Source organism: Marinobacter sp. JSM 1782161, from assembly GCF_011421605.1.
Taxonomy (GTDB): Bacteria; Pseudomonadota; Gammaproteobacteria; order Pseudomonadales; family Oleiphilaceae; genus Marinobacter_A; species Marinobacter_A bohaiensis.
Genome location: NZ_WSSA01000002.1, coordinates 1,705,575 through 1,730,984 on the forward strand (window position 1 = coordinate 1,705,575; position 25,410 = coordinate 1,730,984).

Annotated in this window: 21 protein-coding genes; 13 read left to right on the plus strand and 8 right to left on the minus strand. The window is 63.6% G+C overall.

Translation table 11 applies throughout. The features are described 5' to 3' along the window. Positions 1 to 16: 16 nt before the first annotated feature. From GQB00_RS07615 to GQB00_RS07625, 3 genes are all read right to left on the minus strand, one after another. Positions 17 to 2,368, minus strand: coding sequence for an FdhF/YdeP family oxidoreductase (locus GQB00_RS07615; RefSeq protein WP_165855783.1), 2,352 nt, complete (start codon positions 2,366 to 2,368; stop codon positions 17 to 19). A 90-nt stretch (positions 2,369 to 2,458) separates the two neighbouring features. Then, on the minus strand, positions 2,459 to 3,352 hold the full coding sequence (locus GQB00_RS07620; protein WP_165855784.1) for a LysR family transcriptional regulator: 894 nt from the start codon (positions 3,350 to 3,352) through the stop codon (positions 2,459 to 2,461). A gap of 145 nt (positions 3,353 to 3,497) precedes the next feature. Continuing rightward, a complete protein-coding gene (locus GQB00_RS07625) occupies positions 3,498 to 5,678 on the minus strand; it encodes a TonB-dependent siderophore receptor (protein ID WP_165855785.1) in 2,181 nt (726 codons plus the stop codon). Positions 5,679 to 5,910: 232 nt separating this feature from the next. On the opposite strand from GQB00_RS07625, the gene GQB00_RS07630 reads away from it, so the two are divergent. After that, a complete protein-coding gene (locus GQB00_RS07630) occupies positions 5,911 to 6,870 on the plus strand; it encodes a helix-turn-helix transcriptional regulator (protein WP_165855786.1) in 960 nt (319 codons plus the stop codon). Between the two features lie 18 nt (positions 6,871 to 6,888). Here GQB00_RS07630 and yeiP read toward each other — a convergent pair whose 3' ends face one another. Further along, entirely contained in the window at positions 6,889 to 7,455 is a 567-nt protein-coding gene (gene yeiP, locus GQB00_RS07635; protein ID WP_111494979.1) for an elongation factor P-like protein YeiP, read from the minus strand. Positions 7,456 to 7,612: 157 nt separating this feature from the next. Here yeiP and GQB00_RS07640 point away from each other — a divergent pair, with 157 nt between their 5' ends. Further along, positions 7,613 to 8,500, plus strand: coding sequence for a ribokinase (locus GQB00_RS07640; RefSeq protein ID WP_165855787.1), 888 nt, complete (start codon positions 7,613 to 7,615; stop codon positions 8,498 to 8,500). A 102-nt stretch (positions 8,501 to 8,602) separates the two neighbouring features. On the opposite strand, the gene GQB00_RS07645 is transcribed toward GQB00_RS07640, so the two are convergent. Continuing rightward, positions 8,603 to 9,172, minus strand: a complete 570-nt coding sequence (locus GQB00_RS07645) for an outer membrane beta-barrel protein (RefSeq protein ID WP_111494975.1) — start codon at positions 9,170 to 9,172, stop codon at positions 8,603 to 8,605. A 657-nt stretch (positions 9,173 to 9,829) separates the two neighbouring features. Here GQB00_RS07645 and dctP point away from each other — a divergent pair. From dctP to GQB00_RS07660, 3 genes are all read left to right on the plus strand, one after another. Further along, on the plus strand, positions 9,830 to 10,903 hold the full coding sequence (gene dctP, locus GQB00_RS07650; protein ID WP_165855788.1) for a TRAP transporter substrate-binding protein DctP: 1,074 nt from the start codon (positions 9,830 to 9,832) through the stop codon (positions 10,901 to 10,903). A gap of 2 nt (positions 10,904 to 10,905) precedes the next feature. Next, positions 10,906 to 11,412, plus strand: coding sequence for a TRAP transporter small permease (locus GQB00_RS07655; RefSeq protein ID WP_165855789.1), 507 nt, complete (start codon positions 10,906 to 10,908; stop codon positions 11,410 to 11,412). Positions 11,413 to 11,484: 72 nt separating this feature from the next. Beyond that, the gene (locus tag GQB00_RS07660; RefSeq protein WP_165855790.1) at positions 11,485 to 12,780 is read left to right on the plus strand and encodes a TRAP transporter large permease; all 1,296 of its coding nucleotides are present in this window, start codon (positions 11,485 to 11,487) and stop codon (positions 12,778 to 12,780) included. 18 nt (positions 12,781 to 12,798) lie between these two features. Here GQB00_RS07660 and GQB00_RS07665 read toward each other — a convergent pair whose 3' ends face one another. Next, positions 12,799 to 13,896 carry a mechanosensitive ion channel family protein gene (locus GQB00_RS07665; protein WP_165855791.1) on the minus strand — a complete coding sequence of 366 codons (1,098 nt, stop codon included), beginning with the start codon at positions 13,894 to 13,896 and terminating at the stop codon, positions 12,799 to 12,801. 328 nt (positions 13,897 to 14,224) lie between these two features. On the opposite strand from GQB00_RS07665, the gene GQB00_RS07670 reads away from it, so the two are divergent. The 5 genes from GQB00_RS07670 (at position 14,225) to GQB00_RS07690 (ending at position 19,112) form a co-directional block, all read left to right on the plus strand. Then, a complete protein-coding gene (locus tag GQB00_RS07670; protein WP_165855792.1) occupies positions 14,225 to 15,163 on the plus strand; it encodes a metal-dependent hydrolase in 939 nt (312 codons plus the stop codon). Between the two features lie 43 nt (positions 15,164 to 15,206). Continuing rightward, the gene (locus tag GQB00_RS07675) at positions 15,207 to 16,043 is read left to right on the plus strand and encodes an SDR family NAD(P)-dependent oxidoreductase (RefSeq protein ID WP_165855793.1); all 837 of its coding nucleotides are present in this window, start codon (positions 15,207 to 15,209) and stop codon (positions 16,041 to 16,043) included. A 36-nt stretch (positions 16,044 to 16,079) separates the two neighbouring features. Then, complete coding sequence (locus GQB00_RS07680) at positions 16,080 to 17,627, plus strand: flavin-containing monooxygenase (RefSeq protein WP_165855794.1); 1,548 nt, start codon at positions 16,080 to 16,082, stop codon at positions 17,625 to 17,627. A gap of 208 nt (positions 17,628 to 17,835) precedes the next feature. After that, positions 17,836 to 18,396, plus strand: a complete 561-nt coding sequence (locus GQB00_RS07685) for a sigma-70 family RNA polymerase sigma factor (RefSeq protein ID WP_111494959.1) — start codon at positions 17,836 to 17,838, stop codon at positions 18,394 to 18,396. Next, a complete protein-coding gene (locus GQB00_RS07690) occupies positions 18,393 to 19,112 on the plus strand; it encodes an anti-sigma factor domain-containing protein (protein ID WP_165855795.1) in 720 nt (239 codons plus the stop codon). Before GQB00_RS07685 ends, GQB00_RS07690 begins: the two co-directional genes overlap by 4 nt. A gap of 68 nt (positions 19,113 to 19,180) precedes the next feature. Here the strand turns inward: GQB00_RS07690 and GQB00_RS07695 are convergent, their stop codons facing one another. Beyond that, positions 19,181 to 21,199 (minus strand): hypothetical protein, encoded by a 2,019-nt coding sequence (locus tag GQB00_RS07695; RefSeq protein WP_165855796.1) that lies wholly within the window; start codon positions 21,197 to 21,199, stop codon positions 19,181 to 19,183. Between the two features lie 331 nt (positions 21,200 to 21,530). Between GQB00_RS07695 and GQB00_RS07700 the strand changes: the two genes are divergently transcribed. The 3 genes from GQB00_RS07700 (at position 21,531) to GQB00_RS07710 (ending at position 24,358) form a co-directional block, all read left to right on the plus strand. Then, positions 21,531 to 22,409 (plus strand): alpha/beta hydrolase family protein, encoded by an 879-nt coding sequence (locus GQB00_RS07700; protein WP_111494953.1) that lies wholly within the window; start codon positions 21,531 to 21,533, stop codon positions 22,407 to 22,409. Between the two features lie 156 nt (positions 22,410 to 22,565). Continuing rightward, a complete protein-coding gene (locus tag GQB00_RS07705) occupies positions 22,566 to 23,438 on the plus strand; it encodes a helix-turn-helix domain-containing protein (RefSeq protein ID WP_111494951.1) in 873 nt (290 codons plus the stop codon). Beyond that, positions 23,435 to 24,358, plus strand: coding sequence for a lipase chaperone (locus GQB00_RS07710; protein ID WP_165855797.1), 924 nt, complete (start codon positions 23,435 to 23,437; stop codon positions 24,356 to 24,358). Before GQB00_RS07705 ends, GQB00_RS07710 begins: the two co-directional genes overlap by 4 nt. A gap of 126 nt (positions 24,359 to 24,484) precedes the next feature. On the opposite strand, the gene GQB00_RS07715 is transcribed toward GQB00_RS07710, so the two are convergent. Next, positions 24,485 to 25,381, minus strand: coding sequence for a DMT family transporter (locus GQB00_RS07715; protein ID WP_207950635.1), 897 nt, complete (start codon positions 25,379 to 25,381; stop codon positions 24,485 to 24,487). Positions 25,382 to 25,410 lie beyond the last annotated feature (29 nt).

A 25,410-nucleotide genomic window follows, 5' to 3' on the forward strand; every position in this document is an offset into this window, starting at 1 on the left:
TTCTTTGACGCTCCGGTCAGCCCGCGGCCAAAACCCGATCGTGGTCCTGCTCCGCGCTCTTCGACAATTTGATGGCGATGAATTTGGACGTGGGCGTGTGGCTGCCCGTACCGGTGCTTTCCAGTGGCACCAGCGGGTTGGTCTCCGGGTAGTAGGCCGCCGCCTGACCCGCCGGCACATCGTAGGCCAGCACCTTGAAGCCACCGACCGAGCGACGCCGACCATCTTCCCACAGGGACGTGATGTCGACCCGCTCACCCGCCTCCAGGCCCAGACGGCGAATGTCATCCTCGTTCATGAAAAGCACCCGGCGCTGGCCGCTAACGCCACGGTAGCGGTCGTTGAGACCATAGATCGTGGTGTTGTACTGATCGTGGGAACGCAGGGTCTGCAGGATCACGTCCGGGGTCTGCCCGGTCGCCTTGATCCGGTCGTGCAACAGGTCATCCGGCAACGCGTTGGGCGAGAAAACGGCTCGACCGCCAGGCGTTTTCCAGCGCCGCTCCCGGGCCGGGTTGCCCAGGTAGAAACCGCGCGGCTGCTTGAGGCGGTCGTTGAACTGGTCAAAACCGGGAATGGTGCGAGCAATCAGGTCGCGGATGCGGTCGTAATCCGCGATCACCGCATCCCAGTCAATGGGCCGGTTGCCCAGGGTCGCCCTGGCCATGCCGGCGATGATGGCCGGCTCGGATTTCATCCGCTCCGACTGCGGCGGCAACTGGCCGTGGGAGGCGTGGATCATGCTGAAGGAATCCTCCACGGTCACCGCCTGGGGGCCGCCGGCCTGCCAGTCGATGTCGGTGCGTCCCAGGCACGGCAGGATCAGGGCGTCCCGCCCGGTAACCAGGTGGCTGCGGTTGAGCTTGGTGCTGATCTGCACGGTCAGGTCGCAGTTGGCCAGGGCCTGATGGGTCCGCTCGCTGTCCGGGGTGGCCTGGGCGAAATTGCCACCCAGCCCGATGAACACCCGGGCGTCGCCACGGGCCATGGCCTCGATGGCTTCGACGGTGTTGTGACCCGGCCGGCGCGGCGCGGTGATGCCGAATTCCCGCTCCAGGGCATCCAGCAGCGGCGCCGGGGCTTTTTCGTCGATGCCCATGGTGCGGTCGCCCTGCACGTTGCTGTGACCGCGCACCGGACACAGGCCCGCGCCCGGGCGGCCGATGTTCCCCCGCAGCAACTGCAGGTTCACCAGCTCCTGCACTGTGGGCACCGAGTGCCGGTGCTGGGTGATGCCCATGGCCCAGCAGAGCATGACGTTGTCCGCCTTGCGGTAGGTGTCCGCCGCGACCTCAATGTCGGCGCGGCTCAGGCCACTCTGCGCCTCGATCTGTTCCCAGGACGTCGCGCGGACCACCCCCATATAGGCGTCCAGCCCCTGGGTATGCTGCTCGATGAACGCCCAGTCCAGCACCGCGGCCCGGCCCTGCTCCTGGGCTTCGCGATCCCACTCGATCAGGCACTTCGCCATGCCGCGCACGGCCGCCATATCACCGCCCAGCGCCGGCCGGAAGTAGGCCGTGTTCAGTGGCTCGGAGCCGTTCCTGAGCATGTCATGTATGGCCTGGGGATCCTGGAAACGCTGCAGTCCGCGCTCCTTGAGCGGGTTGAAGCAGACCACCTGGGCCCCGCGACGGACCGCTTCGGAGAGCGGCGCCAGCATGCGCGGGTGGTTGGTGCCCGGATTCTGGCCGAACACGAAGATGGCGTCCGCCTCGGCGAAATCGTCGAAAGTGACCGTGCCCTTGCCCGTACCGATGGTCTGGGACAACCCGACCCCGCTGGCCTCGTGGCACATGTTGGAGCAGTCCGGGAAATTGTTGGTGCCGAAGGTGCGCACGAACAGTTGGTAGAGGAACGCCGCCTCGTTGCTGGCGCGACCGGAGGTGTAGAACTCGGCCTGGTCCGGACTGTCGAGCCGGTTGAGATGTTCGGCAATCAGGGCGAACGCGTCGTCCCAGCCGATGGGCAGGTAGCGATCGGACGCGGCGTCGTAGCGCATCGGTTCGACCAGCCGGCCCTGGTACTCCAGCCAGTGATCGCTGCGCTGGAGCAGTTCGTTCACGCTGTGACGGGCAAAGAACTCGCGACCCACCTGGCGTTTGGTGGCCTCCCAGTTCACCGCCTTGGCGCCGTTCTCGCAGAACTGGACGCGACCGCCATTGGGATCGTCGCCCCAGGCACAACCCGGGCAGTCGAAACCGCCGTTCTGGTTGGTTTTAAGCAGCGCACGGATGTTCCTGATCGGCTGTTTGCTGTCCAGCCAGAAGGCGGCAACGCTCTTGAGCGCCCCCCAACCGGCGGCAGGCCCTTTATAGGGTTCAAACCTGGGAACGGGAGCGTGGCCGGATGCGGATTCGTGCGTCATGGGGCAAACCTGTTGGGCAAATAAGCAACAGGTTAAGACGGGACATCATAACCGTCCAATCACGATTAAAGATCCATTGATAAACAGAACTTATTGATCCGTTAACGCCAGGCGCTCACATACGAACTGTTGCAGCGCTTCGGCCAGCGCCGACACCGGCGCGCTGCGTCGGGTCGCCAGACACAGCGGCGCCAGGGTGTGGCTGCCGGCAATCGGGCGCAACTCCAGCGCCTCGTCCCGCTGTTCCAGGCCACCGCCCATGGGCATAACCGCACAACACAGGCCGGCACTGACCGACTGCACCAGGAATTCCACCGAATCGGTTTCCACCAACGGCGTGATTTCGACGCCGGCACTCTGCAGCGCGTGGTCCACCGACTGACGGAAATGCATCCCCTTGCTGAGGATGCCCAGCGGCAGTTTTTCCAGGTCCGACCAGTCCAACGTCTCGGCGGCGAAGGACCAGCGCTCGCGGTTGAACAGCAGCCCCATGCTGGTGTCGGCCACCTCCAGCAAGCGGTACTTGCGCTCGTGACGCCCGTCGGCGTAGGCAAACCCGGCGTCCAGTTTGTTGGTGTCCAGTCCCGCCAGGATCTGTTCGCTACTCAGGGACTTCAACTCGAAACGCACGTCCGCATGCTGGGCTGCGAACTGTTGCAGCAACGGGATCGGCTCGAAGCCCGCCAGCGGCACCATGCCCACTCGCAGCGTGCCCACCAGTTGGCCGCGACACACCGAGGCCTCGGCGTGCAGCCCGTCGTGGGCGGCCAGCACCGCCCGCGCCCAGGCCAGGATGCGTTCGCCTTCGGCGGTGAATCCCACGAACCGGTGCCCACGGGTGACCAGCGTCAGCCCCAGTTCCTCTTCCAACTGGCGCAGGCGCATGGACAGCGCCGGCTGGGTGACGTGACAACGGGCGGCGGCGTCGCCGAAGTGGCGCACTTCATCCAGGGCGACCAGGTATTGCAGTTGGCGGATATCCATCGACGGTCTCGGGCACGGGTTTCGATCAGGGTTCCGGGCGAGGATAGGCCAACGCGGCCTGGCCGGAAAGGGCGTCGTGCGCCGGACGACGTTACGAAGCGGGGTTGCCGGGCCGCATGGGCCCGGCTTCCAGTGTCCCGTCAGGTCAGAAATCGTAGGACACGTTGGCCATCACATTGCGCGACGGGCCGTAGAAGTTGAACGTGGCCACACTGCCCACCCGCGAGTAGTACTTGCGGTCGAACACGTTGTTGACGTTCAGCGAGGCGGACAGGTTTTCGGTGAAACGCTTGCTGATCAGAGCATCCACCACGGCGTAGCCCGGCGCTTCGATGCTTGTGCTGCCACGCTCCAGGTAGAAGTCGCTCATGGCCGTCACGCCGGCGCCCAGACTCAACTGGTTCAGCAGGCCACTCTGGTGGAAGGTGTACTTGGACCAGGCGTTCACGGTGTGATGCGGCATCAGCATGAACAGGGTGTTGGTATCGCCGGCCAGCTTCTCGGTGTCCATATAGGTATAGCCCACCAGCAGATCCCAGGGACCATACTGGCCGCTCAGCTCCGCTTCGAAACCGCGTACCCGGGCTTCACCGGTGGCTTCGGAGTAACTGCTGATGGCATTGCCGTCTTCATCATAGGGGGTGGCGGCACGGTTCTTGTCGGTCAGCTGGAAAACGGACAGCCGGCTGTTGAGGCGGCCATTGTCGTAGGCGCCCTTGATGCCGATCTCGTACTGCTCGCCCTCGCGCGGATCGATCAGGTCGCCGTTCTCGTCAGTCTCGGTCTGCGGATTGAACACTTCCGAGTAGCTGGCGTAGAGGGAGTGGTGCTCGTCCACATCCAGGACCGCGCCGGCATACGGGGTCCATTCGCCTGAGCCGTCGCCGTCGCTTTCCGTGGTGGTGTCGGTGGACAACGCGGTGGTATCGGCACTCAGGTCATACCAGCTGAAGCGGCTGCCGGCGATCAAAGCCAGGTTTTCCAGCGGACGGAAGGTCAGCTTGCCGTAGACGCCGGTCTCGGTCAGCTCGTTCTCGATGCGCTGGGAATAGGTCGGATCGCTGTACGTCACCGACGAGGCGTCGAAGGTGTTGACGTTGATCGAGCCCAGATTGGAGGCGCCGTTGAGGTAGTCGGTGTCGTAGTGCTTGTAATCCGCACCCACCACGAATTCGCTGACGTGGCCCAGGGCCTCGAACGGCTGGCTGTAGCTGGCGTCCATGGACAGCGCATCCTGTTCGAAGTCGCGCTGGGTGGTGCGCAGGCTGGTGCTGCCGTCGTCCCCCAGCGCACTGCCGGTAAAGGCGTAGTAATAGTCGCCTTCACGATGGGACTGGCGCACCGCGAAGCGACCGTAGCCACCGTTGTCGAACTGGTGGGTCAGATCGAGGAACAGATCCGTGGTTTCGTTCTCGAAGTTGTTCCAGTCGGCCCCGAGGAAGGTGGAGCGATCCCAGTCCGCCAGGCTGCCGTCGGAAAACGCGGGCAGGCCATTGGACGGCGTGATGTCCTTGGTCTGGTGCAGCACCGCCAGGGACAGCTCGGTGGCGTCGGTCACGTCGATATCCAGCGTACCGTAGTAGCTTTCATCGACGTTCTCATTCTCGTCGACTTCATTGGGCATATCCTCGCGGGACGCCACCACCCGGCCACGCACGGATCCGGATTCGTTGAGCGAGCCAGACACGTCCGCCGACAGCCGGTTGCGGTCCCAACTGCCGTAGCCGGCCTGGAGCGAACCCTGGGTATCGACGGTGGCGCGCTTGCGCACCAGGTTGATGATGCCGCCCAGTTCACTGGTGCTGTTGAACAGGCCGGACGGCCCGCGCATGACTTCCATGCGGTCGAACGCCGACAGCGACGGCAGCGTACCGAAGATGCTCTGCAGCGGCGCCGGCAGACCGTCGATGTTGAGTTCGTCGTATTCGTAGCCGCGGGAATAGATGGACGAGCGGCCACTGTCGTTGCTCAGGGTGCGCAGGCCCGGCGTCAGTTTGGCGGCGTCGTCGATGTGGGTGACGTCGCGATCATCCAGGTAATCCCGCGTCAGCACGGTGATGGACTGGGGGATATCGCGCACGGAGGCCGGCGTCTTGGTGCCAACAGTGGCGGCTTCGACGCCGTACCCCCCGGTTTCCTCGCTGGGCGCCATCTCGTAGAGGCGATTGCCTTCTACCGTGAGCGTGGGCAGGGCAACATCGTCCGATGTGTCTTCGGCAGCGGATGCGGGTAAGGCGCAGGCTAAAAGGGACAGAGAAACAGCGGTCACCGCCTGACGGGAACGGCAGGCCTGACGGATGGCGGAACGGATTTTCTTATCGGACATGGATGAACGTCTCCAGCAACAGTGCAGCGGTTACGGCTGCGACACCGGGTGAAGCCCGGCGCCGCCACAATCACAAACGACAATCGTTTGCATTTAGATTGGCTGGCACGCATTATTCCACAGGTGCCTGTCTGCTGCGGATGCAAAAACATCAATCATCTATTGATTTGCCTCAACTGCCTCCGTAAGCCAATGACAGTTGCCCTTTATGCCACGGCGTCAGAGGATGTTCATGAGCCGCCCTTCCCCGCAAAACCCGCATCTGTTGAATACGGAAGACCTGGAGCACAACGCCAGGCACCTGAACCGCTACCGCCTGCGTGAATGCCCGGCGCCGGCCAGTGCGGGGCACTCGATGCTGCGGGGCACCCTGCTGACCGAGAAGCTGGCCTCGGGGCTGTCTTTCCATATCGTCAACGCCCGGGCGGAGCGGGACATCGGCTTCGACGCGGAGTTGTCCGCCAGCCTCAAGGTCTCCCTGTTCCTGGAAGGCCAGACCCGATTCCAGTTCGGCAACCGCCACATGGCGTTGCACGAATCGGCGGCGCAGGCCCAGGTGATGACACTGAGCCATGCCGAAAGCTGCAGTATGAAAACCGCGGAAGGGGAACAGCGCACGGCGCTTTACGTTGCCGTGGAACCGGAGTGGTTTGAACAGCAGGCGCTGGATTCGAAGCCGCTCAAGAGGCGAATGCAGCAGCACCTGTCGGTGGCGCCCTGGTCGCTGCCGCCGTCCCTGTGGATGCAGGCCCGGCACCTGATCGAACACCCGGACCCGGGCCGCATCGGTCAACTGGCGCGGGAAGGGTTCGCCCTGTCGCTGATGACAGCCTGGCTGGAAACGCTGCCGGAAGACAGCGCTGCCGCGTCCCGGTTAACCGGACGCCAGGCCCGACAGTTCCTCGAGCTGCTGGAGAGCGACACGGTGCTCGCCATGACCCAGAGTCAGATCGGCAACCAACTCGGAATGAGCCCCGCCACGCTCCAGCGTTACGCCCGGGACTGCCTCGGCATGGGCGTGGGCCGCTTCCTGCGGCAACGGCGGCTGCAAAACGCCTATCGGGCGCTGCAACAGGACGGCGCCAGCATCACCGAAGCCTCGGCGTTGGCCGGCTACGGCCACCCGAACAACTTCACCGCGGCCTTCCGGCGCCAGTTCGGTATCAGTCCGTCCCAGGCCGGCCGCGCCTGACCACCGGCGCCAAACGGATCAGGCGCGTCCGAGGAACTTGCGCTCCTCCACGTTGATCTTGATACGGTCGCCGGAGGAAATGTGCTCCGGCACCTGCACCACCAGCCCGGTGGTCAGCCGCGCCGGCTTGGTGCGCGCGGTGGCCGAGCCACCCTTGACGGAAGGATCGGTTTCCTCGATGGTCAGGTCCACGGTCGGCGGCAGGGCCAGGGAGACCGGCGCGTCGCTGACCAGAATCACCATCACCCCCTGGGTGTCCTCGTTGATGAACAGCAACTCGTCGGCAATCGCCTCCCCCATCAGGCTGTACTGGGTGAAGTCCTCGCTGTCCATGAAAACGTACTCGTCGCCATCCGTGTACGAGAAAGTCGCGGGACGACGCACCAGATCCGCCAGGTTCAGCATGTCGGAATCCTTGAACGTCTGGTCGATCTTGTTACCGGTGACCACATCGTACATGCGCATCCGGTAAAGACTGCCGCCCGCCCGGCCCTGGGGCACGGAACGCTCGATGTCCTTGACGAAGTAGACGTTACCTTCATATTCGACGGCGGAGTTCTTCTTGATTTCGCTGGCTCTGGGCATGGTTCGAATTCCATTGATTGGCAAGACAGGGCTGCGGATATACCACGAAGGCCGTCCCGGCGCGAGTGTTTCACAGGCTTCTCCATGCTAGGCTCGATGCATTCGCCCGCCGGAAAGCGGCCCCGCTAACGACAACAAGGAAAGCACAAGGCCCGCCATGACCATCTACAACCTGGGCTCGATCAACCTCGACCACGTCTACCGCGTGGATCATTTCGTGCGACCCGGCGAAACCCTGGCGTCCAGCGATTACCACACGGTGCTTGGCGGCAAGGGGGCCAACCAGTCCATCGCCCTGGCCCGCGCCGGTGCCCATGTGCAGCATATCGGCGCCATCGGGCAGGCGGACAACTGGGTGCTCGACCAACTGGCCGAGGCCGGCGTCGACACCGTTTCCATCACTCCGCTGGACGGGGCCAGCGGCCACGCCATCATCCAACTGACCGACGATGCAGAAAACGCCATCCTGTTCTATCCCGGTACCAACCACAACGTGACCCGGCAGCAGATTGAGCGGGCACTGGCACCCGCTGGCCCGGACGACTGGCTGTTGCTGCAAAACGAAACCAGCGGTCTGGCCGACGCCATGGCGCAGGCCGCCCGCCAGGGCATCCGCGTGGCCTTCAATCCGGCGCCCATGACCCGCGATTCAGTCATTCCCCTGCTCGCCGGGGTGGACCTGCTCATCGTCAACGAAGTCGAAGCCATGGATCTGGCTGGCGTGGACAGCGTCACCGAGGCCGAAGCCTCTCTGCACCGGGATTATCCGGGTCTGGCGCTGATCCTGACTCTGGGGCGTGAAGGCGTGGTCTATATCGGCCCGGAAGGGCGCTCCCGGGTGGCTGCTTTTGCGGTGGACGCCGTGGACACCACCGCCGCGGGGGATACGTTCATCGGCTATTGCCTGGCGGCCCTGGCTGGCGGCGAGCAGCCCGAGACAGCCCTGCGCCTGGGCAGTGCCGCAGCGGCGCTGTGCGTTACCCGGGTCGGCGCCTCCGCATCGATCCCCGAACGCGCGGCCGTGTTGGACTTCCTAAGGAACTAATGTCCCGTCTGGCGGATTGCTTCGGCCAGTCTGTGGAGAAGCGACCGGGACCACCGACAATGCGTAAGCCGCCCGGTGAATGGCGTTTGCCGAAAGAGTGGCTCAGAAGGTGAAAGCCGCGCCTACGGAGAAGTAGTCGATGTCGAAATCGTCCAGGTCGTAGCGCTCGTACTCGGCCCGTACCTGGAACGAGAACAGGCTGAAGCGCGCACCCACGCCGTAGAACGGATCGGTACCGTCTTCGTCACCGAGACCGTCGAAATCGCTGTCCCAGTTGATGGCACCCACCTTGCCGAACACTCCGATGGGGCCGAGGTTCACACCGGCGAGCCCGGCGGCCGTCCAGCCGTCGACATCCAGGTCCCGGTCACTGATGCTGCCGATGTCGCCCTTGAACTTGCCGAAATCGACGTAGGCGCCCTCCACAGCCAGGTCCACGAGCGGAATCAGGCCGAAGTTGTAGCCGGCAAAGATCTTATAGGCGGTATCGTCGTCGTCAAAATCCACTTCACCGACATCCGGCAACTCATCGTCGAAATCCACCTGGGCCTGGCCCACGGACGCACCGACGTAGACACCGCTATCGCTGCCCGCATGGGCGGCGGCCGACATCATCAGGAACACCAGGGCCGTAAGGGGAACTGCAAGGAAAGAAGGGAGAGAACGTGTCATGGTCGGAGACCTCCTTGCGAAAGACACTTCCCTAAAAATCTAGTCCCGGCTCCACGCCTTGTCGCAAGCATTGCCAAAACGTAATGAAGCGTCGCGTGCCACGGCGAGTGACTCCCTTTCCCAACTCAAGAGGCCAGCCCGCAGCCACGGGAAGTCGACTGTCAACGCCATTCACCCTCAATCGCTTTTCCTGTCCCCAACACGGCTTGTTGGACGCCGACGTGCCTTAACGAATCCACCGGATCGGCTGCAAGTGATCAAAGCAAAGACCTAAGACCTTCGTCTAATGGCTGCCTGCAAATTCTAGATCTATCTTGAACTACGATATATCTAAATATGAAGAAAAAAGAAAGATAAGAGCTTCACGAGAAGAACGGCGTGGAAGGCAAAGGCGCCGGGACAAAGGAGGTGAAACAACGCTGAAAATCGCCCCTGCCCAGGGCGACGGAACCCGGAGGTAAAGCCCGAGGCAACGCATCAGGACGATAAGAAGAAACGCGTGGCCGGATCATGACTTCTGAAACCACCAAGCCACGGCACCTTCACATCGATCAGACGCGCAATTGTCTGGCTTCGCTGGTAAAGCCCCGCGTCATCAAGGGCTCACACATACAACTGATTTTCTCCATTTATAACCAACAAGACCGAGGAGACATCATGCTGCGACTTACCTGCACTGCCATACTTGGCCTGTCCCTGCTGACCGGCGTCTCGAGCGCCCAGGCGGCGGACGACCCGGTCAAGCTCATCTACAACACCTACCTGCCCAAACACGACCCCATGCGTCGCACGTCGATCGACGACTTCAGCCGGCGTATCGAGAAAGAATCCGGTGGAAGCATCGAAATCACCATACCCGGTTCCTCTCTCACCAAACCAGACGGCCAGTTGAGTGCGGTCAAGGACCGCATCATCGACATGGCCATGATTTCGGTCTACGCCAGCCGCGCCCAAACCGGCCTGCCACTGCTTGGGGACATGCCGTTCAATTCGCTGTCGGGTGAATCCGCCTCCGTGGCGATCTGGGAAACCCAGCAGAAGTATTTCGATAAGGTCAACGAATTCAACGACGTCAAACTGCTTTCCATGCACGTGCTGCCGGGGGTCAATTTCGTGGGCCGGGAGCAGCCGATCCGCAGCATGGCCGACTTCGACGGCAAAAAAATATGGGCCACCGCCGGCAAGCAGACCGATGCACTGGAAACCGTCGGCGCCGTCCCCGTGCACTCCTACTTCCCGCAACTGTTCGAATACGTCTCCAAGGGCACGGTCGACGGCGCGATGATCGGTACCGGCACCATCCTCGCCGCCAGTCTGGGCGATCACGTCAAGGCCATGACCCGCTTCCCGGGCGGCATGGGCTCCGCCACCTGGGCTGTGGTGATGAACCAGGACGCCTGGAACGAACTCAACGCTGAGCAGCAGGCCGCCGTGCTGCGCGCCGCGGACGGACTGCCGCGCCGTACCGGCATCGCCATGGACGAACGCAAGGACAGAGCGCTCAAGGAACTGAACCTGGATATCGTGGATGCCGATCCCGCCTTCGTCGACAAGCTCCGGCACGCACTGGCGCCGATGAAGCAGGCATGGATCGCTGATGCCCAGAAACGCCACCTGGACGATGCCGCCAACGCCTTCGAGTTTTACCGCTCGCGCATGGAGGACATCTACGCCGGCCAACTCAAGGCGGCGAATACCACCGCACAGGCAACCATGGACGAAGCCGAATAATCATGACCCCGTTGCGCTCCTTCTCTGCCGCTGTCGACCGCCTCGACAGCGGCCTTTTTCGGTTGGCGCAGGTGATCGCCTGCGTCTCGGTGTTCGCGATGATCGTGGTCACCTTCATCGACGTAGCCGGCCGTCACTTTGCGACGCCACTGCCCGGCGCCGCGGAGTTCATCTCCACCCTGCTCGGCATTGCCTTCTTCGCCGGCATGTCGCTGGTGGTTCGAAACAACAGTCACATCGTCGCCGGCCTGGCGGTGACGCGCTATCCCGCCGGCCTCCGGGTCGTCGAACGGGTGCTTACCGCCGCCGTGTCGTTCCTGTCGATGGTCGGCATCACCTGGCTGATGTTCGTCAAGGCCCAGAAGCTGCTGGATGCCCAAATGCTGACCAAGTTCCTGGAAGTCCAGTTGGGGTATTCCGTCTACGCGTTCGCGGTGCTGGCGCTGATCGCCACCGTAATCGGTTTCTTCCGGCTGCTGAGGGTCGGCATCCATGACGACGACACCTGATGCCTCGCCGCAAATCCGGCAAGCAATGCATCAACGCCTCTGACAAAACGCCTCTAACGGAGATTGGGAACTGTGGTTGTCCTGACTGTCATCGTAGCGCTGATGGCGCTGATCGTGTTCACCCGAATCCCGCTCGGGTTCAATCTCATGCTGTGCGGCATCGGCGGCATCGCCTGGATCCACCCTCGCGGACTGCCGGCTGCGGCCACTGTCGCCCAGAACGAAATCGTGGCACTGGCCATGAATTACCAGTTCTCGGTGCTGCCGCTGTTCCTGGCGATGGGCGTATTCGTGGCCCGCGCCGGCCTCGCCGATGACCTGTTCGAGGCCGCCAATCGCTGGCTCGGCCGTTTCCGTGGCGGTCTGGGTATGGCCACCATCGCCTCCTGCGCGGGCTTCTCGTCCCTGTCCCACAATTCCGCCGCATCGGTCGCCATCATGGGGCGCCTGGCCCTGCCGGTGATGCGCAAGCACGGCTATGACGACAGTTTCAGCGCCGGCTCCGTGGCCGCCGGCGGCACCCTGGGCCTGATGATTCCCCCAAGTGGCGCGCTCATCATCTATGGCCTCCTCACCCAGACCAACCTTGACGGTCTGTTCATGGCGGCGCTGGTGCCCGCCTCACTGCAGGTGGTGGTGTACATGGGCGTGATCGCGGCGATAGCGGCTTTCCTGCCCAACTGGCTGCCGCGCGGTGAAAAATACAGCTGGGGTGCGCGCCTGTCGTCGCTCAAGTCGGTCTGGGGCGTGCTGGTCCTGTTCATGCTGATCGTGCTGGGCATCTTCTTCGGCTGGTTCACCACCACCGAGGCTGGCGGCATCGGCTCCGGCGGAGCGCTGCTGTTCGCCATCCTGCGCCGCAAGATGACCTGGAAGATTTTCGTCGAGTGTCTCACCGACACCGCCAAGACCGCTGGCATGATCTATTTCGTGGCCTCCGGCGCCATGGTGCTCAACCAGTTCGTGAACCTGGCCGGTATTCCCACCGACGTGATCAACTTCATCCAGTCGATGCACATGAGCCCGATTGCCGTGGTGTTCGCGATCCTCGCGTTCTATCTGGTGCTGGGTATGTTCCTTGACGGGTTCGCCATGATCTTCCTGACAGTGCCCGTGGTGGTACCGGTCATCCTCGGGTTGGGCATGGACCCCATCTGGTGGGGCGTCATCACCATCATCGTCGTCGAACTGGCGATGATTACCCCACCGGTCGGCCTGAATTGCTTCGTCCTTAAAGCTACCTTACCGGAGATCCCCCTCACCGCCATTTTCCGCGGCATCCTGCCGTTCCTGCTGGCCGACGGTATCCGCCTGGTGTTCCTGGTGCTGGTGCCAGCGGCCGTGCTCTGGCTGCCGTCGTTGATGTAGGCCGGGCCGGCGCGGGGGTCAGTCGCTCTCTGCGCCGGCCCCGCCGTCCCTGTCCGGATCTTCCCGGTTGGCTTCCAAAAGCCGCGCCCGGACGCGGGGCAACTGCTCCGGATAATGCTGCTGGATATACGTCACCAGGCCTTCACGCACCGCGCAGCGCAGGTCCCAGCTCTGGCTTGAGTCCGGCGCGCTCATCAGAAAGCGGATCTGGATCGCCTGGTCGCTGGCATCGGTGACCTGCACGGTTTCCACCTGACCGTCCCATTGCCGGCTGTCACGCAGTAAGCGGCCGAATTCCTCGCGCAGCGGTGCCACCGGCATGGTGTAGTCGACCCAGAGAAACACCGTGCCCAGCAATTCCGCCGTATTGCGGGACCAGTTCTGGAACGGGTTCTCGATAAACCACTGCAGCGGCACGATCAGGCGCCGCAGGTCCCATACACGCAGCACCACATAGGTGGCCGTCACCTCCTCCACCCAGCACCATTCGCCCTGAACATGGAGCACATCGTCGATCCGGAACGGCTGGGTCAGGGCGATCTGCATCCCCGCCAGCAGGTTGCTCAGCACCGGTCGCGCCGCAAAACCCAGAATGATGCCGCCGACACCAGCCGACGCCAGCAGGCTGGCGCCCAGTTGGCGCACGGACTCGAACGTCATCAGGGCGGCGCCCAGGCCGACAATGACAATCAGCACGTTGAGGCAGCGCACCAGGAACCGCGTTTGCGTCTCGACCTTGCGGGCCCGCTTCCACTGCCCTTCCAAAACCGGGTTCAGGTGGACGATCGCCTCGCCGATCGCCGAGGTCAGGCGCACCGCCGCCCAGGTGAGCGCCAGGATCAGCAGGAGGGTCGCGATTTGCTGGATGAGTGCCAGCAACGGGAGGTCGTCGGGCACCGCGTTGAGCATCCCGTTGAGTACCAGCAGGCAGGACACCACACCGAGCGCCCGGGCAGCGGCGTCGAGGAACAGGCGCGGCACCGTGCGGGAATCGGTGACATGGCGGGTCAGCCACAGGGCGAGCCGGTAGATCACATACGTGGCGGCCACCGCGGCCAGTGCCGTCAGACCCGGCAGGAACCAGGCCTGCAGAGCGCTTTCCAGGGATTCCAGCATGACATTGCCCGACCGGCGGCGTTTACAGGAAAGCTAGCGCATGCCGCGCGCATGCGAAAGTCGGCGCCGGCCCGATGCACGTCAAAACCCGAACAAGCGCTCACTTTGGCGACCTCTTCCCTTCCCCGTGCTCAAACCCCACAGGGCGCTGGCAGACACAGCGTCCGAATTTAGCCGCTGATTGGCGCACTTACGGACGGCGGCGCGCAACCCCGCCGCCGTCCGTATTCTCGCCAGGGTCCGAATTGAATCCGAACAATGTCGAAAATTAACCTGTTAGCAACGAGTTAGCGCTCATTTCACGTTCGTTTTCATAACGGGGAAAACCATGAACAGCGCAGCATTGAAGGCGCCGACAGGCGCCGCAACCGACTCCGACAGCCGGCGGCCGGGCATTCCCATCCGGCACATGAAGTTCGAGTTCGACGCCAAGTCCGTCGACACTCACTTCTACCTGAACACCGAACTGGCCAGCGGCTATTTCTCGGCCCTGTCGATCTTCCTGACGTTCGGCGAGGACCTGGTCATCGAGACCGCGCGTTACCACCGGAACTTCCTCAAGGACCCGGAGCTGAAACAGCGGGTGACCGCGCTGATCGGCCAGGAGGCCCTGCACTCCAAGGTGCACGACGAGTGGAACGACATTCTTGAAGTGCATCGCTTCCCGGTCAGTTTCTACCGCTTCCTGGCCCGGAACGTGTTCGACCACGGTTTCCTGCGTTTCCCGCAGCCGCTGAAGCTGTCGCTGATGGCGGGGATCGAGCACTTCACCGCGGTGCTGGCGCAGTTCTTCATGCAGCACGAGGACTATTTCTTCGAATCCGACGACGAGAAGCAGCGCGCCCTCTGGATGTGGCACATGCTGGAGGAATCGGAACACAAGGACATTGCTTACGACGTCTACCAGACGCTCAACGGCAACTACGTGCTGCGCGTCAGCGGCTTCGCCATGGCGCTGTTCACCATCTGGTTCCTGGTGGCGCTGGGCGGTGTCGGCATTCCCCTGCTGCGCAAGCCCCGCAACCTGTTAAGCCGCCGCTTCTGGCGCGACGCCCGGCGCAGCGTGGGCCTGATCGCCAGCCGCAGGAACGGCATCTACGGCAGCACCCTGGGCCACGTCTTCGACTACCTGCGCCCCGGGTTCCACCCCAACGACCACGATACGTCCGAGTACCTGGCCTACTACAAGGAGCGCCTGCTGAACCCCGAGACCGGGCTGCTGGCGCCCTACCTGGTCAAGGAAGTGGTGCCGCCGGTGCGCGCCTGAGCGCGCCCGGACATACAACAACGATCCTTTCGGGAAATGCATTATGGTTCCATTTTTCTCACGCAAGCACGGGGTTCCAAGTCGCGAAGCCTGCGCCGTGGTCACCGGTGCCGGCAGCGGGATCGGCCGCAGCTTCGCGCTGGAATTGGCGCGGCGTCACGGTTCCGTGGTCTGCGCCGACATCAACCTGGCCGCGGCGCAGGAGACGGTCGCCCGCATCGAGCAACTGGGGGCAAGCGGCCTGGCGGTGCGCTGCGATGTGGCCGAGGCGGAGCAGGTCCGGCAACTGGCCGAGCAGGCAGACGCGTACTTTGGCGAGTCCCCGACCCTGGTCATCAACAACGCCGGCGTAGGCCTGGGCGGCAAGTTCGACGAGCTGACCCTGGACGACTGGCAGTGGTGCGTGAACATCAACCTGTGGGGCGTCATCCACGGCTGCCACGAATTCGTGCCGCGCTTCAAGCAGCAGGGACGCGGCGCCATCATCAATGTGGCGTCGGCCGCCTCCTACACCGCCGCCCCGGAAATGAGCGCCTACAACGTCACCAAGGCGGGCGTGCTGGCGCTGTCGGAAACCCTGTCGGCGGAGCTCAGGAAGCACGGTATCCGGGTTAACGTACTGTGCCCGACACTGGTGCCCACGGACATCATCAAGAACGGGCGCCTCCCCGGTCGTTACGCCAAACTCGCCGACCATGCCCTGATGAACTACGCCCTGACCACCAGCGACGACGTGGCGACGCTGACCCTCAATCGCCTCGACAGCGGCCACCTCTACACCACACCCCAGATGGACGCCAAGCTGTTCTGGCTGATGAAGCGGGCCTCGCCCAATCTCTACGCCAAGGCCCTGGGCCTCTCCTACCGGCTGTTCAAGTAAACGGCTTTTCAGACCATCGACCCCGCAGGCAACACCATGGCAGCTTCCACCAAGAACAACACCGCCCCCATTTACGACACCCTGATCGTGGGCGCCGGCATCTCCGGCCTGGCGACGGCCATCAAGCTGACACAGAACGGCTACGACCATTTCACCCTCATCGAGAAAGCCGATCGAGTCGGCGGCACCTGGCGCGAGAACACCTACCCCGGCTGCGGCTGCGACGTGCCCTCGGCGCTGTATTCCTACTCGTTCGCGCCGAGCAGCCGCTGGAGCCACCTGTTCGCCAAGCAGCCGGAGATCCTGGATTACCTGGAAACCGTCAGCGACGATTTCGGCATCACCCCGCTGATCGAGTTCAACAACGCGCTGGAAAGCGCCCGCTGGGACGACACCGATCAGCTGTGGCGGCTGGAGACCGAGCGAGGCCTGTACCGGGCGCGCACGGTGGTCTTCGCCACCGGCCCCATCACCGAGCCGCAGACGCCGGCCATTCCCGGCCTCGACACCTTCACCGGCGAGATGTTCCACTCCGCCCGCTGGCATCACGATGTCGACCTGAGCGGCAAGCGTGTGGCGGTGATCGGCACCGGCGCTTCGGCCATCCAATTCGTGCCGCGCATCCAGCCCAAAGTCGGCGAGCTGCATGTGTTCCAGCGCACCGCCCCCTGGGTGCTGCCCAAACCGGACCTGCCGCTCAACGACACAGCCAAAAAAGTGATCGACCGCTTCCCCGCCATCCAGCAGGGCTGGCGCGCGGCGGTGGCCGGTTCGTTGAACGCGATCAACTTCGGACTGCGTAACCCGGTGGCCCTGAAACCGGTCAGCGCCGCTGCCAGGCAGCTGCTGCGGCTGCAGGTCCGCAATCCGCAGTTGCGCAAGGCGGTGACCCCCAACTTCCTGCTGGGCTGCAAGCGCATCCTGTTCGCCAACGATTATTACCCGGCGCTGCAGGCGGACAACACCACGCTGATCCCCAGTGGCCTGGTGGCAGTGGACGGCAACACAGTGATCGCCGCCAACGGCGAACGCCGCGAGGTGGACGTGATCATCTGGGGCACCGGATTCGACGTGTCGCATCCGCCGATCGGCAATCGGGTCTTCAACGAACGCGGCGAGCGCCTCGCGGACCTGTGGCGGGACAGCTCACCCGAGGCCTACCTGGGCACAGCGATCGAGAAAGTACCCAACGCCTTCCTGATCCTCGGCCCCAACGTGCTGGTCTACGATTCCTTCATTCGCCTGGCCGAAGCCCAGCTCGACTACATCATCGACGGCCTGAAGAAGATCCGCGACCGGCGCATCGGCAAACTTACGGTGAAGCCTTCCGTGGTCCGCCGTCACAACCGCACGGTGCAGAAACACCTGCAATCCACCGTGTTCAACGCCGGCGGCTGCAGCAGCTACTACCTGGACCAGAACGGCCGCAACTTCGCCGCCTGGCCCTGGTCGCTGGGCAGGCTGAAACAGCGGCTCAGCACGTTCCGGCTGGAGGACTACCACGTCGTCTCCCGACGCCAAAAAGCGGCGGCACCGGCGAAGGCTCGGCGGCGCCGACAAGCACGGACCACGGAAGCCGTTTGAGGCCTCTGGAAGCCGCTTCCGGAGGCCCGCCGGCGCGCCCGTCAGAGCGCGCCGGCCATCCCTTTTCCTGAGGATTTCCAAACATTTCCCGCCGCACCTGCATCCAAATCGCAAACCGGGCGTAACCTATCTACACTGTTTCAAAACCGAACGGTTTCCAAACCGACGATGATGCCGGGCAGGTCCCGGCTGTGCTGATGGGGAACGCGTGCCAGAAGATAACCATGCATTCGACTACGAGACCTGTTTGCGCGATTGCGCCGCCCGCAACCAGACGGCCCTGCGATCGCTTTACCGGGAAGAAGCCAGCCGCCTGATGGGGGTGATCTACAACATCGTCCGGGATCGAGCCGCCGCCGAAGATCTGATCCACGACCTGTTCCTGCGCATCTGGCAGAAAGCCCACACCTTTGATCCGTCCCGCGGTACCGGTCGCGGCTGGATCTATTCCATCGCCCGCCATTTAGCGCTCGACGCCATCCGGTTTTCACGCCGCCGCGAACCCCGGGACCAATCCCCCGACGAGCTGCCGGACGTCAGCGACAGCCAGTGGTGCGAGCGCGTCAACACCAGCCACTGGGGCATGCAGAACGATCGGGTGCATGACTGCATCATGGCGCTGGAGCCGGAGCGTCGCACCTGCCTCTACCACGCCTACGTCAACGGCTACAGCCAGAGTGAGATCAGCGACCTGCTGGGCGCCCCACTGGGCAGCGTGAAGTCCTGGATCAAGCGCAGTCTTGTGGCGCTGAAGGAGTGCCTCGCATGACCGATCACAGCGATCAGGAGCCGCTGTTCGAGCTGGCCGGCGAGTACGTCCTGGGCACCCTGCCCGAAGCGGAGCGCCGAGAGGTCATCGAACGCCTGAAGACCGATGAGGAGCTGGCCGGCTGGGTGGCGTACTGGGAAAACCGACTGGTGCCGCTGTGCGACACCGTGGACCCGATGCCGGTCCCCGACAGCGTCTGGCAACGCATCAGCGACAGCATTGCCACCGATCCGGCACCGTCACCACAGGCTCCACTGCACACACCACGGCGGAAGCGGGATGGCTGGTGGCACAGCCTGGCCCTGTGGCGCGGCCTCACGGCAGCCGGCTTCGCGCTGGCGCTGCTGATGGGCATCGGGCTGATTTTCCAGCAACCGCAGCCCAACTACATGGTGGTGCTCGCCACACCGGATGGTCACGCGCCAGGCTGGGTGGTGGAAGCCAGCAATCGCCAGACACTGACCCTGACCGCACTGGGCAATTTCGACGTGCCGCAAGGCAAGGCCCTGGAGTTCTGGACCAAGGCCGACGACTGGAGCGGCCCGGTATCGCTGGGCCTGGTGCAACCCGGCCAGCCGCTGCGCATCAACCTGAACGACCTGCCGCCGTTGCAGCCCAACCAGCTGTTCGAGATCACCCTGGAAGACGCCAGCGGTTCGCCGATTGGTCGTCCCACCGGGCCGATCGAGTACATCGGACGGGCCGTGGCGCTGTAGTGTTCCGCTAACGTCCGTCAGAAAAAAAGACCCGGGCCTGGCCCGGGTCTTTTTCATTTCGCGGTCGTCTACTCCGGCTTCAGTACGATCGACTCCGGTGCCGTGGCCGCCACGCTGTCGCTCGGCGCCACATTGCCGGTCAGCGCGGCGTCGGTGAGGAAATCACGCCAGACCTGGATCTGGCCGTTGATCTTCTCCGCCACGTACAGGTCCGCGCCGTCGAACGCGATGTCCACCGGATTGCCCAGCCCCGTCAGGTCGGAGCCATCGCCCGGGTTGGCGATGCGCTTGCCCACGTTGGTGGTGCCGTCGGAAGACGATGCGTCGGGAATCGTCATCAACGCGCCATCGTCAGCCGCCGCACCGGACCCCACATCGCTGATGATCAGCACGTCGTCCGACGCCACGTAGCGAATGCCGTGGATGTTGGTCGGCGCAGCGAACGGAGTACCACCCATGGCCGGGGTGATGAGCCGGTCCGGGCCGCCGTCGCCAAGGTCGGCGGAGAAGTCGTCGTAGGCCGCTACCGTGCCATCGGTCAGGGCCACGTAAAGCGCATCGCCCTCGGCGTCGTAGTCGCTGTCCCAGGGCGCGACGCCACCGGTGCTGACCACCGTCGGCGTGGCGTTTCCGCTGGCGCAGGCGCTGAAGACCAGCACTTCCGCACCGGCCTGCTCCGCGACGATCATCAGGCCCAGGTCGTCCGCCAGCTCGATGCCCTTGGGCGACATCAGCCGCGTGTTGGAGCCGGTGATCAGCCGGTCCCGGCTGCCGTCGAAATTATCCCGGGCATCGATCGCGCCGATCACCGCAATACCGCTGTTGGCAGTGGTGCCGTCGTCGTAAGTGATGTAGGCGTTGCCGTCGCGATCCAGAGTCACGTTCTCCACGCTGTCGAGTCCGGCGTCGAACGCCAGCGCCGGCGCCGCGGCGAGCGTCGATTCATTGCTGAACAGCTGACCGGAGGTGGCCGAACCGGTCGCCGGGTTGCTGGTGGTCAGCAACTGGTAGGCGGTGTCCGGGTCGAGGATATCGGTCACGCCGGGCGCCGGGTCCATCTCCAGCACCACTTCAATCGACTCGGGGGCCGGCGTATCCAGCACCCGATCAGCGGCCACATTGCCGCCCGGACGACTGAAGATGTTCTGGTAGACCAGCACCGCACCGCCACCGTTAGCCTTCTCGGCAATGCGCACGTCGGTGCCGGTCAGTTGCAGGTCCACAGGATTGCCCAGGCGCGTCTGGTCACCCTTGATCGTGGTGGTGGCAATGACCTGGCCGTCGGCGGTGCTGGCGTTGTCGACCACGTACAGCTTACCGTCGTCATCCGAGCCGGCCTCGCCGACGTCGCCGATCACCAGGCGGTCACCGTCGGCATCGTAGTCAATGCCGTGCAGGTTGACCGAGGGTTCCCCGTCGCCGTCGACGATGGAGAAGGTGCGGTTGGCGCCGCCCACGCCCTGATCCTGGGCAAAGCTGTCGAACACCGCGACGGTGCCGTCCACCTGGGCTACGAACAGGCGGTCGGAGGCGTCGTCATAGACCAGGTCCCAGGCGTTGGCGGCGAGAGCGACGGTGGCCACGGGGGCCACATCGCCCGAAGCCGACGCTCCCATCAGCAGCACCGTGCTGGCGCCGTTGTTCGCGACCGCGATCAGGCCTTCACTGGCAATTCGGGCAATGCCCTTGGGGCTGGAAAAGGTGGTGGTGGCGCCGGTGATTTCGTAGCTGGCGTCACCCGTCATGCGAGTCTCGGCGTTGCAGGCGGTCACCAGCCGGCCGGTGCTCATCAGGTCGCCGGCCTGCACCAGGTGGCCGGCCTCATTGACCAGGACGCCCTCGTTGGCACCGGTGGTGTAGGTGTTCATCAGTTCCAGGTCTTCGTCGCGAACGCGGACATTGGTGTCTCCGCCGCCACTGTTGCTGGCAACGTAGACGGTTGCCGCGGCGAATTCCGGCGCGCCGCCGCCCACCCTATCATCGTCGTCGTCATCATCGTCCAGCCAGCAGCCGGAGAGTCCCAGGGCCAGACTCGAAACGGCGAGGGCGAGAAGCGTCCGTTTCGGCCATTCTGCGTTTCCAGACACGTGCGTGCGTTCCATATCGTCACCTTGTTCATTGGGATGTGGGCATATTTGTTGGAATGCCGGCGCGCTTCACGGCGTCCTTCGAAGCGGCCTCAAGGTGACTACTGCCGAACCGTGTTTTTGGAGGCAGCCGATCCGGACACGGCCCGACAAAACGAACAAAGACCCTCGCCGGCCCCGGGAAGTACCAGCAGAACGCCGGAAGTGCCAGATCGTGAAAGCCGTCGGCGGGATCATCCAGTAGCGTCGGCCTGGATGGCGGTCGTCCGGAAGACGGCGGCCAACGCGGTAACAACATCACAACAAGCGTCAATCAGTCAGGGGTAATGCCATGAACACATTGAAAAAGCTGAGCTACGCGCTGGTCTGTGCGCTGCCGTTCGCGGCGTCGCTGCACGTCAGCACCGCATCCGCCGACTTCACCCGAGGGCCGGATCCCACGGAAGCCTACCTGGAGGCCAGCAGCGGACCCTATAACGTCGACACGGTCAACGTTTCATCGCTGGTCAGCGGCTTCGGCGGCGGCACCATTCACTACCCGACCGACACCACCGGCCAGATGGGCGCCATCGTCGTGATTCCGGGCTACGTGTCCTACGAATCGTCCATCGAATGGTGGGGCGAGCAACTGGCGTCGCACGGTTTTGTGGTCATGACCATCGACACCATCACCATCTACGATCAGCCGGGATCTCGCCGTGACCAGATCGACGCCGCGCTGGATTACCTGATCGACCGCAGCGATTCCTCCTTCAGCGCCATCAGCGGCATGGTGGATCCGAATCGCCTGGGTGCCGTGGGCTGGTCCATGGGCGGTGGCGGCACGCTGCAGCTGGCCGCCGACGACCGACTCAGCGCAGCCATCCCACTGGCTCCCTGGAACTCCAGCTTCAACGATTTCGATGAGATCGAGACACCCACGCTGATCTTCGCCTGCGAGAACGACGTGGTCGCGCCGGTGTCTTCCCACGCCTCGCCTTTCTACAACGACATTCCCGGCTCCACCGCCAAGGCCTTCTTCGAGATCAACAACGGCGATCACTTCTGCGCCAACGGCGGCAACCTCAACAACGCGGTGCTCAGCAAGTACGGCGTCTCCTGGATGAAACTGCACATCGACCAGGACACCCGCTACGCGCCGTTCCTGTGCGGCCCGGACCATGAAGACCAGTATCGGATCTCCGAATATCGCGGCACTTGCCCGTACTAGCCGGCAAAAACGGTCGATGCCGCGAACCGCGGTTGAAAACCCGTCTATGCTGCGAAGAGACGTAGGACGTTTCCACGGCCGGGCCCGGGTGGCCCGGTCTACCTGTTCACTGGACACGGACGGTCCGACAACGGACTCCGCCAACCGGAGCACGCGATGGACAACAAAAACAACCTTGCCCCCGTTAGCCTGCGATCCCCGAAACTGTGCCTGTGGAACCGGGAGGGTGTGTTTCTCGGCACGCATTACGCCCGCCAGGAACCGCACCGAACCACCCAGGAACGACTGACCCTGTGCCTGAACGGCACCTTCACCTTACGCGGCGCCGACGGCGCCCCCATCACCACGCGCAGCTGTCTCACCCCGGCCGGTCTCTGGCTCGACCATTCGGTCCTCGACACCCGCAAGGCGGTGGTGGCGATTTTCTTCCTGCCACCCTTCTCACGGGACTACGCCTCCCTGGGCCGGCTGATGCGGGAAGCCTCCCCCGGCATCTATTACCAGCATCCGGACGAGGAGGCGCTGATCCGCGAGCTGATCGCCATCCGTAACGCCCCGGACATCAGCCCCAATGCCGCACGCCAGCGCCTGCGTCGGCGTCTTCTGCCCAACACCCCGCGCCAGGCCGATTTGCCCGGCTTCGACGCCCGCATCGTGCGCGTGGCTCATCGCATCCGGGAATCCCTGGGCGCGCCGTGCCCGCTGGCAGAAATGGCCGCCTCGGTACATCTGTCCGGCTCGCGGCTGGAGAAGCTGTTCAAGAAACAGGTGGGCCTGACCATCACCCAGTACCGCATCCGCTACCGGGTCTCGATCAGCACCATCCTCATGGCTCTCGGCCACTCGATGACCGACGCCGCCATGTACGCCGGTTTTTCCAGCTCGGCACACCTGTCGCGCTGCTACCGGACCGTGAACGGCATGAGCCCGTCCGCCATGTTCCTGCAGCCACCGTACCTGCATCCGCTGGTGGACGAGTCCGCCCTGGAACTGGTGGCGCCGCTGCTGGGAAGCCGGGTGGCGGTATGAGTCACAGCGATGGGCGGCCAAACCCGCGGCGGGCGGCTCTGCTGGGGACCACGCTGCTACTGCTCGTCGCTGGCAGCGTCTGGTTCTGGCCAGAGCCGTCGCCCAAACCATCTGCCCACGCAAGCGGAAGCGAGCTTCCGGCCGAGCAGCATGAGGCCTCCCCCATACCACAACCGAAACCCGGGAAACCGCTGCCCGTCGCAAAAGGACGTCGGGACGACGGAATGTCTGGTGAACCGGTTGCGGACATCCCGTTTACTGTGGACGGTGTTTTCCAGCTTGTTCAGGCCATGCGGCTGGACGATACCGGTAATCTGGTACCCGATAACAATGCCCGTCAGGCTCTCGAACGGATTTTCCATAACGGAGCACTGATGCTGTCCGAGCAACAGCTTGGCCACCTGGCAGAGCTGATCCGGGCGGGTCTGCCGGGCCCGGCCGGCGAACAGACCGCAACGCTGGCCAGCGACTACTACCGTTTCCTCGAAGCGCGCCGAACGCTGGCCGCCCCGAACGGGGCGGATGGCCGCTCTCCGACGTCCCCCGAACAGAGGTACCGAGGCTTGCAGCAATTACGCGTAAGCCAGCTCGGCGAAGAGCTCGCCAATCAGCTATTCCGCGCATCCGACGCCCACTTTGAATACATGCTGGCCGCACGCCGACTGCAGGCGAATCCGGATCTGAACCTCGAGGAAAAACTCAAACGCAGCAAGGCCCTCAACAATACCCTGCAAACGGACCTGATCGAGGTAGACAACTGGCCTCAACGGCGAACCCGCTACCTCGAACAGAAGCGCCTCATTCTGGACGCCGCCCTGCCTGATGAGGACAAGCAGCGCCAGATCGACGACCTGTTCACCGACACCTTCGGAGCCGACGAGCGGCAGGTGCTGGCACCACTCAATCTGAACCATCTTTGATCTCTCTCCCCATACCCGCACCCTGACGATCATCCTCCTGAAGGAGCGCAAACCCGCGCGGGCTCATGTCTATGCTCTCCGCGGCGAAAAATGACTCCGGCCCGGCTGACGCACTTGCGGTGGCTGTCACGACCGCCGGACCTGATAGATGCCGGCCAGCACCAGGGCCGTTCCACACAGCTGCGCCCAGGTCATCGGCTCAGCCAGTATCAGCCAGCTGAAAAAGATCGTCATGACCGGACCGAGCATGCCCACAAGCACGGTCCGCCCCGCGCCAATGCGCTGGATCGCTCCTGACTGAAAGAATATCGGCATCACCGTCGAGAACAGAGCCATTGCGGCGCAATACCCATAGACCGGCAGCGGCTGAACGAGGTCGCTGACCGGATTTACCGCCAGGAAATGAAGTTGCGCAGCAGCAATCGAAATCACCAGGGCCAGAACCGAGAAGCGGGCGGCTCCGAGTTTGCTGATCGAAACTTCCGAGAAAGCATTGTAGGCCGCGTACGACACCGCCGAGGCAAACACCAAACCCGCGCCAATCCAGGGGGCGACACTGTCTTCTGACACCTGGCTGTCGCTTATAAAAACCAGGCTGACGCCGGCATAACACAGCGCCAGTGCAATGCCCAGTCTGACGCTGAGCGGTTTGTTGAGGAACAGCAGACCAATCAGAATCGTGATGGTCGGGTAGGTAAACAGGATGACCCGCTCCAGCCCCGCCGAGATGTACTGCAACCCCATGAAATCCAGTATCGAGGCACCGTAATAGCCGGTTAGCCCGAGAAATACCAGCAACAGCCAATCCTTCCAGCCCAGAGCGGGCCCGCTGCGCAGGTAGGCATAGCCCGTGATAACGAACAACGGCAAAGAGAACATCATCCGCAGGGACAACAAGGTTACGGCATCGACCGGTGCCACCTGGTAGGCGAGCTTGACGAAGATCGCCTTGAAAGAGAAACCGAAGGCAGCCAGTACCGCGAGTACCATGCCGGACTGCCGGGAAGACATCTGGGTGAGCATCGAGAGGACTCATCATAAAGGATTCGATA